Raw genomic sequence first — 16,555 nt, 5'->3', positions numbered from 1 at the left:
AGGGGCCGGGCTCAAGCACCGAGCGGCAAGCTTTGCTGCGCATCGTTCAATCCCGGCTTGTGCGCCGCGAGCAGCGCGTCGGAAAGACGGTGGAGCACCGGACCGCTCGCATAGAGCAGCGCCGCCTCGATCGTCCGCCCCGGAAAGATCACCGCGAGCGCGGCGGCATAGGCCGCCATCTGGCGCAGGTGATAGACCGGGATGTCCGCGGGCACGCGCGGCGCGCGGCGGCCGGTCTTGAAGTCGATCACGCGCACGCAGTCGGGGGTGACGACCAGCCGGTCGACCGTGCCCGAGACGACGTGCCCGCCCGCCACGACTGCCGCGATCGGCGCCTCCGCCAGCGCATCGCCCGCGAACAGGTCGGCGAAACGCGGATCCTCGGTTACGGCAAGCGCGGCTTCGACGAGTTCGACGCGCACCGCCGCGTCGGCCACGCCCCCCGCCCCCGCGAGCCAGCGATCGGCCGCCGCGCGACGCGCGGGAGGCGCGACCGCGGGCAGTCGCTGAAAGAGCGCATGGAGCAGCCGGCCACGCTCGGCCGCCTGCCGCAAGGCGGGCCCGGGCGGCGGATCGGCGACCCGATCGTCGCCCAGCGCCGAAGGAGCGAGCGGCCGCGGCGGCCGCGACTCTTCTGGCGCGGGGCGGCTCGCCCAATCGGGGAGCGGGGCGCGCGCGACCGCGGCGGCGGGCGTCGCTGCGGCACGGCGCGGCGGCACGATCGGCCGCGGCGGCACGATCCCGCGGAACTGGCGGCGCTCACCCTCGGGTACGCCGAGCGCATCGAAGGCGCCCGAACAGGCGGCGTACCAGCTCATCGCGGGCGCGACGCCCTTGGCCCTCGGCCCCAGCGCGCCGGCGATCACGAGATGCTCCTCGGCGCGGGTCGCCGCGACATAGAAGAGACGCCAATGCTCCTCGAGCTCGCGCCGCTCGGTCCGAGCGACGAGCGGCCCCAGCGCCTCGCCGCGCTCTGCCGAGCCGGGGCGCGGGATCGGAAAGGCCGGACCGTCATGATTGTCCGGCGTCCAGTCGAGGATGTCGCGGCGGGCATTGCGCGGATCGAGCGTCGCGTCGGCAAGGATGACGAGCGGCGCCTGCAGCCCCTTCGATCCGTGCGCGGTCATCACGCGCACCGCCCCCTGCGGCTGGCCGGCATCGCGGACGATCTCGACATCGCCGCGATCGAACCAGTCGAGGAAACGCTGAAGCGTCGGCGTCGCCGTGGTTTCGAAGTTGAGCGCGGCGTTGAGCAGTTCCTCGATCGGATCGCGCGCTTCCTCGCCGAGGCGACAAAGCAGCCGGCGGCGGCCCTGCATCGGCCCCGACAGGATTTCCTCGAGAAAGCGATAGGGCGTCGCGATGTCGGCGCGGCGAAGCAGCGCATGGAGCGGCGCGAGGCGTTCGGTCGGCTGCGTGGCGCGCAGGTGACGCCACAACCCGCCATTCTCGCGCAGCGCCGCGGCCATCAGTTCGTCCTGGCTCCACCCGATCAGCGGCGAGACGAGCAGCGCGGCGAGCGACAGATCGTCCTCCGGCTGAAGCGCGAAGCGGACCGCGGCGAGCAGATCCTGCACCGCGAGCGGCGCGTTGAGCCGCAGGCGGTCGACGCCGGCGACGGGCACCCCCTCCGCATAGAGCCGCGCGACGAGGAGCGAGGCGAGTTCGCTGCGCCGCTTGACGAGGATCATCACGTCCTCGGCACGGAGCGTGCGGCCCTTGCTCTCGAGTTCGAGATTGCCGATCCAGTGGCGGATCGTCGCAGCGAGATCGGTGGCGAGCTTGCGCGTCGCATCGTCGACCCAGCCTTCCTCGTCCTCGTCGCTGCCCCCGGCGACGGTGGGCGCCCAGAGCGTGACCGTGCCCGGGCCGGGCACTTCGCTAGCGTGCGGTTCGAGATCGCTGAACTCGCCCATGCCGGGTTCGGGAAGCGCCGCGAGCGCGGCATCGACAAATTCGAGGACGGGGCGCGTCGTGCGGAAGCTGTGCGTGAGCGACAGCGTCTCGATCGGCGGGGCGGCGACCTCGAAATCGGGGTCGGGCTGGGCGAGGCGGACGAAGCGATCGAGCGCGGCGCGGAAATAGATCGGGTCGGTCCCCTGAAAGCCGAAGATCGCCTGTTTGTAATCGCCGACCGCGAACAGCGTGCGCAGTGTTTCACGCGCGCCCTCGCCGGCGAAGAATTCGTCGGCAATCGCGCCGACGATCGCCCATTGCGCGGGGTTGGTATCCTGTGCCTCGTCGATCAGCACATGCTCGGTGACCTGATCGAGCTTGTAGCGCACCCATTCACCCATGCCGGGACGGCCGAGCAGATCGACCGCGCGGCGGATGAGATCGTTGAAATCGACCGCGCCCTGGCGCCGCTTGGCGCGCGCATAGGCCTCGGCATAGGCGCGGCCCGCGGCGAGTCCGCCGGCCAGCAGATCGGCGAACCGCGCGCGGGCGCGCAGGTCGAGCAGCGCGGCGCAACGATCATAGAGGCGCGTGGCGTGCTCGGCATAACCGTCGTCGGGCGGGGCGTAGCGCTTGGCGAACGAACGCAGCTTGCCCGCCCCCGTCGCCCAGACGAGGTGCAGCCGGTCGAGCGCCGCCGCGCGATCGGGCGGCGCCATCGCCAGCCAGGCGGCGATCGTATCGGCGCGTTCCAGCCCGGCGGGCGCGCCCCATGCGGCGTTCATCGCGGCGACGGCACGAAGGCTGGTGCAATCGAAGGCCGCATCGGCACAGGCGCGTTCGAGTTCGAGATCGATCGGCCCGTGCGGCAGGCCCAGCGAGTCGCGCAGGAAGCCCGGCAGATCGGCGGGGAGCGCCGCCATCGCATCGGGCACCGCGGCACAGGCGCGCAGAAACGCCTCGGCCTTGCCCTCGCCCAGCCGCGTGCTGAGCGCACCGACCGCATCGATGAGCGCCCCCTGCCCCGCCCCTTCGGCCGCAACGAGCATCTCCGCCAGCGCCTCCCGCGCGAGCTGTTCGGCCTCGCGCGCTTCGAGCGGACGGAAGCCGGGGGTGAGCCCGGCCTCAAGCGGGAATGCGGCGAGCAGGCTCTGGCAGAAGCTGTGGATCGTCTGGATGCGGATGCCGCCGCCGGGGGCGTCGAGCACCTTGGCGAACAGCGTGCGGGCGCGATCGAGCCCGTCGGGCGAGATGCTTTCGCCCAGCGCCTCGAGGTCGGCGACGAGCACGGCATCGTCGGCACGGACCCAGGCGGCAAGGCGACCGGTGATGCGTTCGGACATCTCCGCAGCGCCGGCCTTGGTGAAGGTGAGGCACAGGATCGCCGACGGATCGACGCCGGCGAGCAGCAGCCGCCAGACGCGCGCGGCGAGCACCTGGGTCTTGCCCGTGCCCGCCGAGGCGGAGAGCCAGATGTGCCGATCGGGCTCGCTCGCCAGGCGCTGATTGCCCTTGAGCGGATGGAGCGGGCGCAGCTCAGCCATGCGCGGCCTCAATCACGGCCGTACCATTCGTCGCGGCGCATGAGCTGGTCGTAATCGGCATAGGGGGCATATTCCGGATGAAGCTTGGCGGTGAACGGCACGTCGCCGGTCAGCAGCGCCTCGACCGCCTCGCCCAGCGTCGAGGCCGCGCGCGCGACGAATTCGTCGGCGGCGAGCGCCCCCCGCCGCCTGGGGTCGCAAGGCGACTCGACATAGCCGAAACCGCCGTCACGATTGCGCGAGAGCGACCAGTATTCGAAGCCGGTCGCCCGCCCCGCGATCCGATCGAAGCCGCCGCGTTCGGCGATGAGGCCGAGCAAGCCGAGCTGAAGGCTGAACCCCTCGCGCACCGCGGCGATCGAGGGAGGCTTGCCCGTCTTGTAGTCGACGATGACGAGCCCGCCGTCGGTCCCGCGGTCGATGCGATCGAAGGTGCCGCTGAGTTCGACGCCGGCAAAGTCGATCACGCCGCGCGTTTCCACCGCAAGCACGCGGCGCCCGGCAGCGCGGGCCTCGGCGATCTGTGCGGCGATCCAGTCGATCGCCTCCATCAGCCGCGGCTTCCAGAGCGCGCGCATCATCGGATGGGTACGCGCGTCGTCGAGCATCGCCTCGGCGCGCGCGCGCAACCGTTCGGGCGCGCAATCATCCTCGCGGAACCAGCGTTCGAGCACGGCATGGACCGCGGTGCCGCGCCATGCCGCGCTGGGATCGGCGTCGATCGGATCGAGCGGCATCAGCCGGAGCATGCGGCGGGCGTAGAAGGCGTAAGGATCGGCCTTGAGCCGGTCCACCTCGGTGACCGAGATGCGGCGCGGACGATCGGCAGCGGGCGGGCACGGCGCGGGGCGCGCGGCGGGTCGGTAATCGCCGGGATCGTCGAGCCGGCGCACCCAGTCGGCCAGCTCCTGCGCGCGTTCCAGCCCGCCCGACAGCGCCTCGAGCCGCAACCAGAAGCGCGATGCGATCGTGGGCGCGCTGGCGTCGCGCCGCGCGCGGGTGAGCAAGACCTCGGGCGCGCCGAGCGCCCCGGCCAGATCGTGCGCCGACAGGCCGATCCGGCGTTCGAGCCCGGGCAGCCCGAGTTCGGCGCGGATCCGCGGCGCGAGCCACGGGTCGGGCGCGGGCAGACCGGGCCAGACGCCTTCGTTGAGCCCGCCCAGGATCATCAGGTCGGCGGTCTGAAGCCGCGCTTCGAGCAGGCCGAGCACCGCGATGCGGGGATGTCCGCCCTGGGGCGGGCGCACGGGCACCTCGTCCATCAGCGTGCGCAGGATCGGCGCGAGCGATCCGGGATCGGCGCGGTGCGGGCCGTGGATCGATTCGCGTTCGAGCGCATCGAGCAGGTCGGCGGCGGCGCGCCCCTCTGCCCGGCTCCACAAACCATCGCCGCCGAGCGCCTGCGCCGCCTCGCGCAACGCCGCGAGCAGCTCGGGAAGCGGCTGGGGCCCGCGCGCGAACAGCGTTTCGAGCGGCGCGAGCAACGGCCGCGCCGCCTCGCTCCACCAGCGCTGCGCGGCGCGGCGCAGCGGTGCGTCACGTCCCGACTGATCGGCAAGATGATCGTCGATCCCGACCAGCCCCGGCGCCGGCCGCGGCCCGCGCAGCGCGCGATCGAGCGTGCGTGCGCCCTCGAGCCAGCCGAGCCGGTCCTCCGGCTGGACCAGCGGGTGCTTGAGGAGGCTGAGGAGCGGCATCGGAGCGAAGCCCTGTGCCGCTGCCTCGGCCAGCGCGAGCAGCAGCGTGCCCGGCGGCAGCAGCGACAGGGGCTGCCCCGCGCTGTCGTCGACCACCAGGTTCCAGCGCGCGCAATGCGCCGCGACGCGGCGGGCCAGCGCGCGATCGGGGGTGACGAGTGCTGCGGTGCGGCCCGGCGTCTCCAGCGCCCCGCGCAGTGCGAGCGCGATCGCCTGCGCTTCCTCGGCCGGCGTGGCCACTTCGAGCACGCGGACGCCGCGCAGGCGCCGTTCGCCCTCGGGCAATTGCGTCCAGCGATGGGTGAATTCGGGCGGTGCCATCGCCGAGGCGATCGCCTTGCTGCGTGCCGGGGCGGCATCATGGTCGCTGGCGCCGCGCCATGTTTCGAACTCGTGCCGGTGGACACCCATGCGGTCGAGCAGCAGCTTGAGATGGAACTGCGGATGCGTTTCGACCGATCGGCGGCGGCGGCCAGTGACGGGATCGGGACGATGCGGACCGAGCGAATCCCATTCGGCATCACTGATCGCGGTGGCCAGCCCGGGAAGCACGACCATCCCGCCCTTCATTCCCGCGACGACACGCAGCAGCCGGGCGATCGCGGGCGCGGCACTGGTGATGCCCGCGGCGCAGACGAAACCGCCGGGCGGCTGTGCCCGCCAGCGCGCCGCGACGCGATCGATCAGCGCGCGTCGCCGCTCGACCAGATCGACGCGGCCGAGCCGTTCGAGCTCGCGCGGCCAGTGATCGAGCACGATCGCGAACTGAGCGAGCGAATGCTGCCAATGCGCCGACAGCGTATCGTCAAGATCGAGCGCGCGCAGCCGCGCCGGCGGCACCTCCTCGACCAGTAGTTCATCGAGCGTCCCGGCAAGCTCACCGGCGAGGCGCACGGCCTCGGCCGCGTCGGCGGCAGGGTTCGCGGCCTGGACGAGCCGGGCGAGGATCATCCGGCGTTGCAGCGGATCGACCGCAGGCGGCAGCGGATCGGCCTCGCCGATCCCTTCGAACACGGCCTCGTCGAGATCGGGATCGCCCACCGCCACCAGGCGCGGGAGCAGCAACCCGCCGCCGCTGGCGCGGACGAACGCGTCCTGGATGGCACGGCGCGCGCGATTGTTGGGAACCAGCACCACGCCGCGCGCCAACGTCATCGGATCGGCGCCGAAACGGCGGATGAGCCCGCTCGCCAATGCATCGGCAAAGGCACGGTGCGGGGGAATGGTAAAGAGATTCAAGCGGCTGGTGTCGGGCATGCGACGCGGAGCCTAGAACAAATCAGGCCCGCACGGAATGGGGCGTGCGGCGGCACCCGCCGACGACGCTGCGGAGCAATCGGTGGACAAGCTGTGGATAGTTTCGGGATATCGGGTGGAGCAGTCGTTGGCGACACGCCCGGGCGGCGGGACAGGCATGTGGACAAGATGTGGGCAGGCTGTGGAGCAGCGGTGGAAGGTGCCGGGACGGGCTGTGCATTGCGCTGCGACACCGGCCGCGGCGGCTGCATGGTTGTCGAAGCTGTGGACAAGATCGGGGATAAGGCGGGGAGAACGACGGGATCGTCGGCGCGCAGCCGCCTTGCCGGGCGCACGCGTGCTGCCACGCCGCGTTATCCACGGCGCGTCGGGGATAAGCCTGTGGACAAGTGTGTCACGGGGCGGCGACGCGACGCGCGGGAAGGCGGCAAGCCCCCTTCCCGGTCCCGGCGACCCGCCGGCGGCGCCGATCAGAGGTTGGCGAGCACCGCCTCGGTTGCGCCGATCGCACGCGGCGAGCCGACGTCGAACCACAGCCCCTCATGCACCACCGCCCAGAGCCGGCCGGCGGCGAGCGCCCGGTCCCAGAACAGGTTGGTCGAGAACGGGCCTTCGGGCCAGTCGCGGATCAGCCGCGGCGAGAGGATCTGGACCCCGGTAAAGACGAAGGGCGCAAGCCGGCCAGGCCGGCGCCGTTCGATCACGCGCCCCTGCGCGTCGAGGCGGAAGTCGCCCGTGCCGGGATGGTTGTGCGCGCGCGCCAGCGGCACGACGAGCAGCAACGCGTCCATGCGATCGGCATCCCAATGCGCCGCGAGCAGGCGAATCGCGTCGACCGGACCGTCGACCCAGAGATTGTCGCTGTTGACGCAGACAAAGGGCGCGTCGCCGATCAGGTCGCGCGCCTGAACCAGCGCGCCGCCGGTTTCCATCAACTGCGGCCGCTCGTCCGAAATCGTCACTTCCATGTCGGTGACGCGGGTGCGGACATGCGCTTCGAGCTGGTCGGCGAGATAATGGACGTTGACGATCGCCCGCTGGATGCCGGCCGAACGGAGCCGGTCGAACACATGGTCGATCAGCGGCTTGCCCGCCACCTGGACGAGCGGCTTGGGCCGGGTGGCGGTGAGCGGCCGCATCCGCTTGCCGAGGCCGGCGGCGAGCACCATCGCGGTTTCGGGGACGATCGCGTCGGGCTGCGGCCGCAGCGCATAGGTGGTGGCGCCGGTCATGCGCGGGCGATCGCCAGCGGGTCGCCGCGCAGCGACGCGGGAAGATGGGTTTCGAACCAGTCGGCGACCGGTTGCAACGCGGGATGCTTCAAATCACGCTCCAGATAGCCCCACACACGCGGGCACAGGCCGGGGTAGCGCGGCTTGTCGTCGCGCCGCCACAGGCGGGTGAAAATGCCGATGATCTTGGCGTTCCGCTGGGCGCCGAGCACATGATAGGCGAGCCGGAACGCATCGCCGGCACCCGTCGCGGCGCAATAGCGATCGAGCATCGCCTGTTCGAGCGCCGGCGGCACGTCGCGTCGCGCGTCCTGCAACAGCGAGACGAGATCATAGGCCGGGTGCCCCGCCAGCGCGTCCTGGAAATCGAGCAAACCCAACGCGTCACGCCCTTCGATCACCATGATGTTTTCGGCATGGTAATCGCGCAGCACAGTGACGGGCGTATGACCCGTAAGCACCGGCGCCAGCGCGGCATCCCAGGCACGGGCATAGGCGGCGGCGTCGACGTCGAGCCCGACCGCCGGGCAATACCATTCGGTGAAGAGCGCGGCCTCGCGCTGATAGGTCGCGCGGTCATAGGGCGCGACATCGGCGGCGGGAACGCGATGCAGCCGGACAAGCAGGTCGATCGCATCGGCATAAAGCGCGGTCTCACGCGCGGGATCGGCCTCCACGGTCTCGCGCAGGCGGGCGTCGCCGAAATCCTCGAGCAGCACCAGCCCCTGGCCGAGATCTTCGTGCAGGATCGCGGGTGCGGCGAAACCGTGCCCCGACAGCCAGCGCGCGACATGGATGAACGGGCGCGGATCCTCGTGCGGCGGCGGCGCATCCATCAGGATCGCGCTGCGCCGGGGTTCGACCACGCGGAAATAGCGTCGGAACGAAGCGTCACCGGCGAGCGGGCGGATTTCGGCGCCACCCCAACCAGCAGCATGGAGAAATGCGGGAGCGCCAAGCGGCGGAGTCATGTCAACGGCCATCGGCCCTTCCATGCCGCCGGCACCCGGGCTGTCAAGCGCCGCGGGCCGTCGGCAGGCGCTTCGAGCGAAAGCCGCAGTGCATCGTGCCAATAGCTGTCGGGAAGCCGTTCAGGCCATTCGACGAGCAGCAGCGAGTCGTGCCGCGCATCGTCGAGCCCGAGTTCGACCGCCTCTTCGGGCGAGTCGAGACGGTAGAGATCGACATGGAGCACCGGGAAGCGAAGCTCGGGCGGATCATAGGGCTGGACGATCGCGAAGCTGGGCGACGGCGCCTCGCCCTCAAGCCCGAGTTCGGCGAGCAGCCCGCGCGCGATGCTCGTCTTGCCCGCCCCCAATGGGCCGGACAGCGCGATGACGTCGCCCGGCCGGGCGACTCGCGCGAGCGCCGCGCCGAGCGCGAGCGTTTCGTCGAGCGAGGCGAGCGAAACGACCGTCGTGTTCGTCACCGCGGCAACTCCACCGTCACCAGCGTTCCCTCCCCCGGCTCCGACAGCATCGCGATGCGCCCGCCATGCGCCTCGACAAACTGCTTGGCGAGCGGCAGCCCGAGCCCCAGCGCGCGTTCGCCCTCACGCGTCGTCCCCGGCTGGACGAAGCGGTCGAACGCGCGCTTGACGGCTTCGGGCGACATGCCGGGGCCGTTGTCCGAGACGATGATGCGCGCGCGCTTCTGATCGCCGTCGAGGTGGAGCAGCACGCGGCCCCCGCGCGGCGTTCCCGCCACGGCATTGCGGAGCAGATGCTCGATCGTCTGGCGCAATCGCCGGGGATCGCCGGTCACCTCGCCCGCGCCGCCCGAATCCTCGAGTACCAGCTCGATCTGGCGATTGCGCGCGAGCGGTGCGATAGCCTCGGCCGCCTGGGCGGCGGTGCGTTCAATGTCGACCGCGACGCGATCGAGCGCGGTGCTCTCGCTCTGCGTCAGGTCGAGAACGTCGTCGATCAGCTTGCCGAGCCGTTCGGCGGAGGTGAGGATCGCGCCGGTATATTCGACGGCACTCGCGCTGAGCTCGCCCGCCAGCCCCTCGTGCAGCATCTCGGCAAAGCCCTTGATCGAGGTGAGCGGGGTGCGCAGTTCGTAGCTCATATTGGCGACGAACGCGGTCTTGACCCGGTCGGCAGCCTCGAGCGCGTCGTTGCGGTCGCGCAGCGCACGCTCGGCTCGGTGATGATCGGTCGTGTCGAGCATCGTCACCAGCGCATTGCCGTCGGGCAACGGCACGGCGGTGACGTCGAAATGCCGGCCGTCGGCAAAGGCGATGCTCGATCCGCGCGACTGGCGATCCTTTGCCGCAAGGCGGATGAGGTCGCCGATCACCTCGGCCCGATCGGGATTGCCGAGGCGCGGACCGGCGGCCTTGACCACGGCGGGAACCGGCGGGTGTTCGTCGAGGAACGCCTCCTCGAAGCCCCAGACCTGGCGGAACTTGCGGTTCCAGAGCTGGAGCCGCCCCTTGCCGAACACCGCCACGGCCTCGGCCAGGCTTTCGAGCGTGGCGGTGCGCACCTGCTGCATCTCGCCATGCTCGCGCTGCAGTTCGAACTGCTGCGTCTGGTCCTCGAAAATCAGCAGCAGCCCGCCTTCCGGAAGCGGCTGGGCCACGACGCGCAGATGGGCGCCACCGGCGCTCCAGGTTTCCTCGACGGCCTCGCGCGCGGTGAACCATTCGCGCCGCTCCGCCTTCCATGCCGGAAAGTCGCGGACTTCGGGCAGGCGATTGGCCTCGCGCATCCGTTCGAGCACGCGGTCGAACTCGGGGCGATCGGCGAGCCATTCGGTGCGCATGGCGAACATGCGCCGGAACGGCTGGTTGCAGAAAACGAGCCCGCGATCCGAACCGAACTGTGCCACGCCCGCCGACAGCCGGTCGAGCATCGCGCGCTGGGCCTCGGCCGAACGCTTGATACCGCCGCGCAACTGCTCGAGCTCCTCGACATCGATCGCGAAGCCCGCGACCCCGCCTGTCGGCAACGGCACGTCGTGGAGGCGGAGCATACGGCGCGCGCCGTTGATCGTCGCGGGCATGGCGGCGATCTGCGGTTCGCCGGTGTCGCGCGCGATCGCGGCATTGGCGAGCGGCCCGCCGAGGCCCGCCCCTTCGACCAGTTCGAGTCCGCGCGCGACGACATCCTCGGCATCGCGTCCCTCGACCGCGCTGACATAGGCCGAATTGACCATCATCAGCCGGAGATCCGGGCCGCGATACCACATCGGCATCGGCGCCGCCTCGATCAGCGCGCTGAGCGCGTCGAAGGCGGCACGAAGCCGCGTCGTCTCACCGTCGAGCCGTGCGATCTCGGCGTGCGATTCGCTCGCATCTGTGAACCACAGGAGCACGCCCCCGCCCCCCGCCAAGGCGGGCGCCGCCCGTTCGCCGAGGATAACGAGGGTGCGTTCGGAACCGCGCAGCCGCACCGTCTGCCGAAAGCCGCGCCCGGCCTTTTGCGCGGCGAGAACGTTGGCCGCGAGCGTCGCCCCGTCCGCCGGCGCAAAGCCGCCGCCCTCGGCCCGCGACAGATCGGCGAGCGTGCGCGGCGCCGGATCGATGCCGAGCCAGTCGGCCAGCCGGCGCGCGAGATCGAGCCGACCGTCGGCGCGCACGATCATCGCCTGCGCCGGCGACTGACCGATCAGCGCCTGCATCCGTTGGCGCAACGCCTCGCCCGCCGCCGCGCCCGCGCGCGCGCGAAGGCCCGACCACAGCATCCATCCCGACAGGAGGATGAGCAGCGCAAGCACGACACCGGCAAGCACGGCCGCCGATTGCGGAATCTGGATCAAGCCGCTTCTCCGGGGCGGCAGCACACGAACATGCCGGTATCTTTAGGCGTTGTCCCGTCGATCGGGAAGATCATTGCGTATCCGGCCGCACAAAGGCCGATCCGGACACGTCGGCATGAAAAAAGGGACCGGTGCCAAGGCACCGATCCCCCTTTTTCGACGAAATCGCGTGGGCGATCAGAACTTAACGTTCGCCGCAACGCGGAAGTAGCGACCGAGCACGCCCGAGAAGTAGGTCGACGTCGTGCCTGCGCCCGCAATCGCCGCATAGGGCGGCTTACGATCGAAGACGTTGTCGACGATGAACTTCAGACCCATGCGGTCATTGATCCTGGCGCCCACCGTCGCGTTGACGAGGAACCAGTCGTTCACGCCCTTCACGTCACGGGCGTTGGCCGCCTCGTCGACATTGAAGCGGCTCTTGCCGAAATACTGACCCTGGATCAGCACGTTGAACGCATCGCCTTCATAGGTGAAGTTGGCGGTACCCGAATGACGCGGATAGCCGACTTCGCCGACGATGTGGTCGATGCTGCCCAGCCCGACCTGCTGTTCGAGCTTGTCGCGGTAGAAGTAGTTCACCGACAGGCCGAGTGCGCCGTTGCTCGCCAGGCCGATCCGCTGGAGCGGAAGGCGATACGCCGCCGTGACGGTCAGGCCCGACGTCTTGTACGACGCCGCGTTGTAATAGCCCTCACGGATCATCGTGAGCTGACCGTCGGTCCCGCGGGTGAACAGCGAGCAGAAGTTGTTGCTCGGATAGTTCGGCGAGTCATAGCAGGCGTTCAGGATGTCCGTCCCGCCGAGGCTGGTGATCGCGTCGGTCAGCTTGATGTCGATCCAGTCGACCGCAACCGACAGGCTGCGGGCGAAACGCGGCTGGATGATCGCACCGACCGTCCAGCTCTTCGCGATTTCGTTGCGCAGATTGGGGTTGCCCGAAACGGTGACGGGGATCGTCGCGCTGTTGAAGTCCGACACGAAGTTGGTCGTGTCGATGCCGGCAGCCCGGCAGTTGGCAGCGCGAACGGCCGGGTTGGTGCCGTTGGCGACCTGGGTCTTGTCACAGGGGTCGGAACCGCTGTCGAAAGCACGCGAGGTCGGGTTGAAGATCTCGGTGATCGCCGGCGAACGGATCGACCGCGTGTAGTTGCCGCGGAAGGTGATGTCGCTGAAGAAGCCGAGACGGCCGCCCGCGGTCCAGGTCAGGTCGTCACCCGAAATCGAGTTGTCGACCCAGCGCACCGCACCGTCGAATTCGAGCGTCTTCAGCCAGCTGATGCCGTTCGAGGGCGTCACCAGCGGAACGACGAGTTCGCCGAACACTTCGTTGGTGTGATAGCGGCCCGAGATCGGGTCGATCGGGATCGAACGCCCGTACTGGGTGCGCGTGCCGTCGCCATTGTCCTGACCATAGTAGAAGGCGCCCGGATCGAACCGGGTTTCCTCGCGACGATGCTCATAGCCCAGCGACACGCTGACGTCGTTGTTGAACAGCTTGAACACCGGGCCGTTGACGTTGGCGTTGAACACCAGCTGCTCGTTGACCGACACCGGGCGCGCGATGGCGTAGATGTAGTCGAGCGCAGCCTGGCTCGCGCGACCGTTGCCGAGCACATTGAGCGGAGCGCAGGTGTTGCTGAGCGTCGGCGCAGTCGAGCTGGTGTAGCCCGGGCGGCAGACGATGTTGCCGCTGGCGTCGGTCACCGCGTCGAGCGCGTTGAAGAAGTTACGATTGTCGATTTCGTAATTCTTGCCCTCGGTGCGCGAGCGGCCATAGGTGACCGATGCTTCCCACTTGAAGTTGTGGTCGGCGATGCCGAAGTCGCCGGACAGGCCGCCGACGAAACGATAGGTCTCGACAGTCGCCTGGGCGCGGCCGGTCGTGATGTCGGTCAGCGCACGGCCCAGATAGAAGCTGTCCTGACCCGCCGGCAGGTTGGCCGCGATCGTGGCGCGGTCAGCCGCACTCAGATACGGGTTGTTGAGCGAGATGACGAGGTTGCCATCGGGCCTGCCCGCATCGTCGAACAGCGCGGTGTTGTAGTTCGGCTGGGCGATCAGGTTGATGCCCTTGCTGTGCGAATACCACGCCTCACCGAACACCTGGACGTGATCGGTGATGTCGTAATGCGCCTGCGCGCTGGCGAGATAACGCTCCGAGCTCGACAGCAGGTTGCCGGTCCGCGCAATGTCGAAGCCGTTGCCGCCGCTGCTGATGTAGCCGACGCCCGTCGGCGTGCCGAGATCAAGCGGCACCAGCGTGCCGTCGGCACCGAACTGAACCAGCTGCCCGGCCGCATTGCGGATGCCCGAACGGGTGACGAACGCATCGTCGGCGCTGAACGGCACGCCGCCGCCGGTGAATGCGGTGTAGCGGCGGCTGGGCATCAGCACCCGGCGGAACGCCGAGGCGCCGGCGGGCGTGGCGAAGAAGTCGCCCGCTGCGGTGATGCCGCGATCCGAATTGGTCAGGCCGGTCGCGTTGTCATACTCGCCCGAGATGGTGATGTTGCCGCGGCCACCGGCAAAGTTCTTGCCGGCAAGGAAGCTGAGGCGCTGTTCGGGCGCATCGCCGCGTTCCGAAATGCCGTACTGGCCTTCGAGGTTCAGGCCCTCGAAGTCCTTCTTGAGGATGACGTTGACGGTCCCCGCGATCGCGTCCGAGCCATAGATCGGCGCACCGCCGATCGCGACAGTCTCGACACGCTGCACCAGCGTTGTCGGAATGTTGTTCAGGTCGACCTGGCTGCCGGGGTTGACCGGGCCGAAGATGCTGGCGGTGTTCGACGACACGAAGCGACGGCCGTTGACGAGAACCAGCGTGCGCTGGGTGCCCAGGCCGAAGAAGTCGACGAAGGTCTGCGCCGGACCGAACGACGACTGCGTACCGACGGGGCTGTTGCCCGGAGGGCCGAAGGCCGGCAGCTCGGTGAGCGCCTGGCCGACATTGGTGTAGCCGCGCGATTCGATCTGCGCGGCGCCGATCACCTGGGTCGGCTGAACCGTGTCGAACTCAGGACGCGCGATTCGCGAGCCGGTGACGACGATAGTAGCGCTATCGTTTGCGGTTTCGTCGACGCTGGTGCCTGCGGCCTGAGCGCTGTCACCGGCGGGAGCGGCGGTCTGGTCCTGCGCATAGGCGGGGGCGGAAAACTGCGCGAATGCCGCCAACGCGGCGACGGAGGCGGTAAGGCGCAGGCCGAAGCGGCTGCGGCTGCTGTGGTACGCCATGATACGGATCCCTCTTGTGGTATCGTTATCGTTTGGAACGGGATCCACTTGGCTCGGCACGTTTCCGCAATTTGTCCGCCCCTGCGCAACGGGATTGCGGGGAACGAATGCGGATTCGTGTCGCAAATATGCAACACATACCGTTGCCGAAATGATCCACAAACGAAAAGGGCCGCACCTCAGACGAGGCGCGGCCCGAACCACGAAGCGTAGGAAGTCGTTGAATCAGTAGCGGTAATGATCGGGCTTGAACGGCCCCTCGACCGAGACGCCGATATAGGCCGCCTGCTTTTCCGAAAGCTTCGACAGCTTGACGCCGAGCTTTTCGAGATGAAGCGCCGCGACCTTCTCGTCGAGGTGCTTCGGAAGCACGTAGACCTCGTTCTTGTAGTTCTCGCTCTTGGTCCACAGTTCGATCTGCGCGAGCACCTGGTTGGTGAAGCTCGACGACATCACGAAGCTGGGGTGGCCGGTGGCGCAGCCGAGATTGACGAGACGGCCCTTGGCAAGAACGATGATCTTCTTGCCGTCGGGGAACTGGACCTCGTCGACCTGCGGCTTGATCTCGGTCCACTTCATGTTGTTGAGCGCGGCGATCTGGATCTCGCTGTCGAAGTGGCCGATGTTGCACACGATCGCCATGTTCTTCATCTCGCGCATATGGTCGAGCGTGATGACGTCGGCGTTGCCGGTAGCGGTGACGAAGATGTCGGCGCGCTTGGCCGCCTCTTCCATCGTCACGACCTCATAACCCTCCATCGCCGCCTGCAGCGCGCAGATCGGGTCGATTTCGGTCACGAGCACGCGCGCACCGCCGTTGCGCAGCGACGCGGCCGAGCCCTTGCCGACATCGCCGAAGCCGGCGACGCAGGCGACCTTGCCCGCCAACATCACGTCGGTCGCACGACGGATCGCGTCAACGAGCGATTCCTTGCAGCCATAAAGGTTGTCGAACTTCGACTTGGTGACGCTGTCGTTGACGTTGATCGCCGGGAAGGGAAGCTTGCCGCTCTTGGCGAGTTCGTACAGGCGATGCACGCCCGTGGTCGTCTCTTCCGAGACACCCTTGATCGTCTGAACGGTCTTGGTGAGGTAGCCCGGACGCTCGGCGAGGAAGCGCTTGAGCGTCGCGCAGAAGATTTCCTCTTCCTCGTTCGACGGGGTGAACAGTTCCTCACCCGCCTCGACGCGCGCACCCCACAGCGCGAACATCGTCGCGTCGCCGCCGTCGTCGAGGATCATGTTGGCCGTGGCGTCCTGGCCCCAGTCGAAGATGCGGACGACATAGTCCCAATATTCTTCGAGCGTTTCGCCCTTCACGGCGAAAACGGGGATGCCGCGCGCGGCGATCGCAGCAGCAGCGTGGTCCTGCGTCGAGAAGATGTTGCACGACGCCCAACGCAGTTCGGCGCCCAGCTCGGCCAGCGTCTCGATGAGCACTGCGGTCTGGATCGTCATGTGGAGCGAGCCGGTGATGCGCGCGCCCTTGAGCGGCTTCGACGCGCCGAATTCCTTGCGCAGCGCCATCAGGCCCGGCATTTCGGTCTCGGCGATCTCGATTTCCTTGCGGCCGAAATCGGCGAGGGCGATGTCCTTGATCACATAATCGTTTTCGGTTGCCACGGGCTGCCTCCAAGCAAAAATCGGGCGCGGACGGGGCTCCCCGCCGCGGATGCGCGCGCACTAGCGGTTCGGTCGCAACCGCGCAACGCCAATATAAAGATGTCTTTATATGATTACGACGCCGGACGGAAACGATCCGCGCAACTTTCCCGCGGCAGCCCGCGAAAAGGCGCGCAGACTCGCCACCGCAAGGGCATGGAAACAACCACGAGCGTCAAAGCGTGAACGCAGGCGTCAGGATGAACCGGCGGCGGCGACGACCGTCCGCACCGGTACGATCGTCGGCGCAGACCGTCAGCTATGGTTC

At 68.9% G+C, this 16,555-nt stretch carries 8 protein-coding genes; all 8 read right to left on the bottom strand.

Annotated elements, in window-relative coordinates:
• Positions 1 to 11 precede the first annotated feature (11 nt).
• Positions 12 to 3,440: a double-strand break repair helicase AddA gene (gene addA / locus ACT3CF_RS06525; protein ID WP_478421256.1), complete on the bottom strand. Its 3,429-nt coding sequence runs from the start codon at positions 3,438 to 3,440 to the stop codon at positions 12 to 14.
• 8 nt (positions 3,441 to 3,448) lie between these two features.
• Positions 3,449 to 6,394, bottom strand: a complete 2,946-nt coding sequence (addB, locus tag ACT3CF_RS06520) for a double-strand break repair protein AddB (RefSeq protein ID WP_478421255.1) — start codon at positions 6,392 to 6,394, stop codon at positions 3,449 to 3,451.
• Between the two features lie 470 nt (positions 6,395 to 6,864).
• Complete coding sequence (locus tag ACT3CF_RS06515) at positions 6,865 to 7,626, bottom strand: nucleotidyltransferase family protein (protein WP_478421253.1); 762 nt, start codon at positions 7,624 to 7,626, stop codon at positions 6,865 to 6,867.
• Complete coding sequence (locus tag ACT3CF_RS06510) at positions 7,623 to 8,597, bottom strand: aminoglycoside phosphotransferase family protein (protein ID WP_478421390.1); 975 nt, start codon at positions 8,595 to 8,597, stop codon at positions 7,623 to 7,625. The genes ACT3CF_RS06515 and ACT3CF_RS06510 overlap by 4 nt, the downstream gene beginning before the upstream one ends.
• On the bottom strand, positions 8,594 to 9,055 hold the full coding sequence (gene tsaE / locus ACT3CF_RS06505) for a tRNA (adenosine(37)-N6)-threonylcarbamoyltransferase complex ATPase subunit type 1 TsaE (RefSeq protein WP_478421252.1): 462 nt from the start codon (positions 9,053 to 9,055) through the stop codon (positions 8,594 to 8,596). Before tsaE ends, ACT3CF_RS06510 begins: the two co-directional genes overlap by 4 nt.
• Positions 9,052 to 11,391, bottom strand: coding sequence for a sensor histidine kinase (locus tag ACT3CF_RS06500; RefSeq protein WP_478421250.1), 2,340 nt, complete (start codon positions 11,389 to 11,391; stop codon positions 9,052 to 9,054). Before ACT3CF_RS06500 ends, tsaE begins: the two co-directional genes overlap by 4 nt.
• A gap of 177 nt (positions 11,392 to 11,568) precedes the next feature.
• A complete protein-coding gene (locus ACT3CF_RS06495) occupies positions 11,569 to 14,625 on the bottom strand; it encodes a TonB-dependent receptor plug domain-containing protein (RefSeq protein ID WP_478421249.1) in 3,057 nt (1,018 codons plus the stop codon).
• Between the two features lie 225 nt (positions 14,626 to 14,850).
• Positions 14,851 to 16,248 carry an adenosylhomocysteinase gene (ahcY, locus tag ACT3CF_RS06490; protein WP_478421247.1) on the bottom strand — a complete coding sequence of 466 codons (1,398 nt, stop codon included), beginning with the start codon at positions 16,246 to 16,248 and terminating at the stop codon, positions 14,851 to 14,853.
• Positions 16,249 to 16,555: the final 307 nt, after the last annotated feature.

Source organism: Sphingomonas chlorellae, from assembly GCF_056485145.1.
Note: the sequence above shows the minus strand (reverse complement) of the source record. Positions and strands in the feature narration are given on the sequence as shown.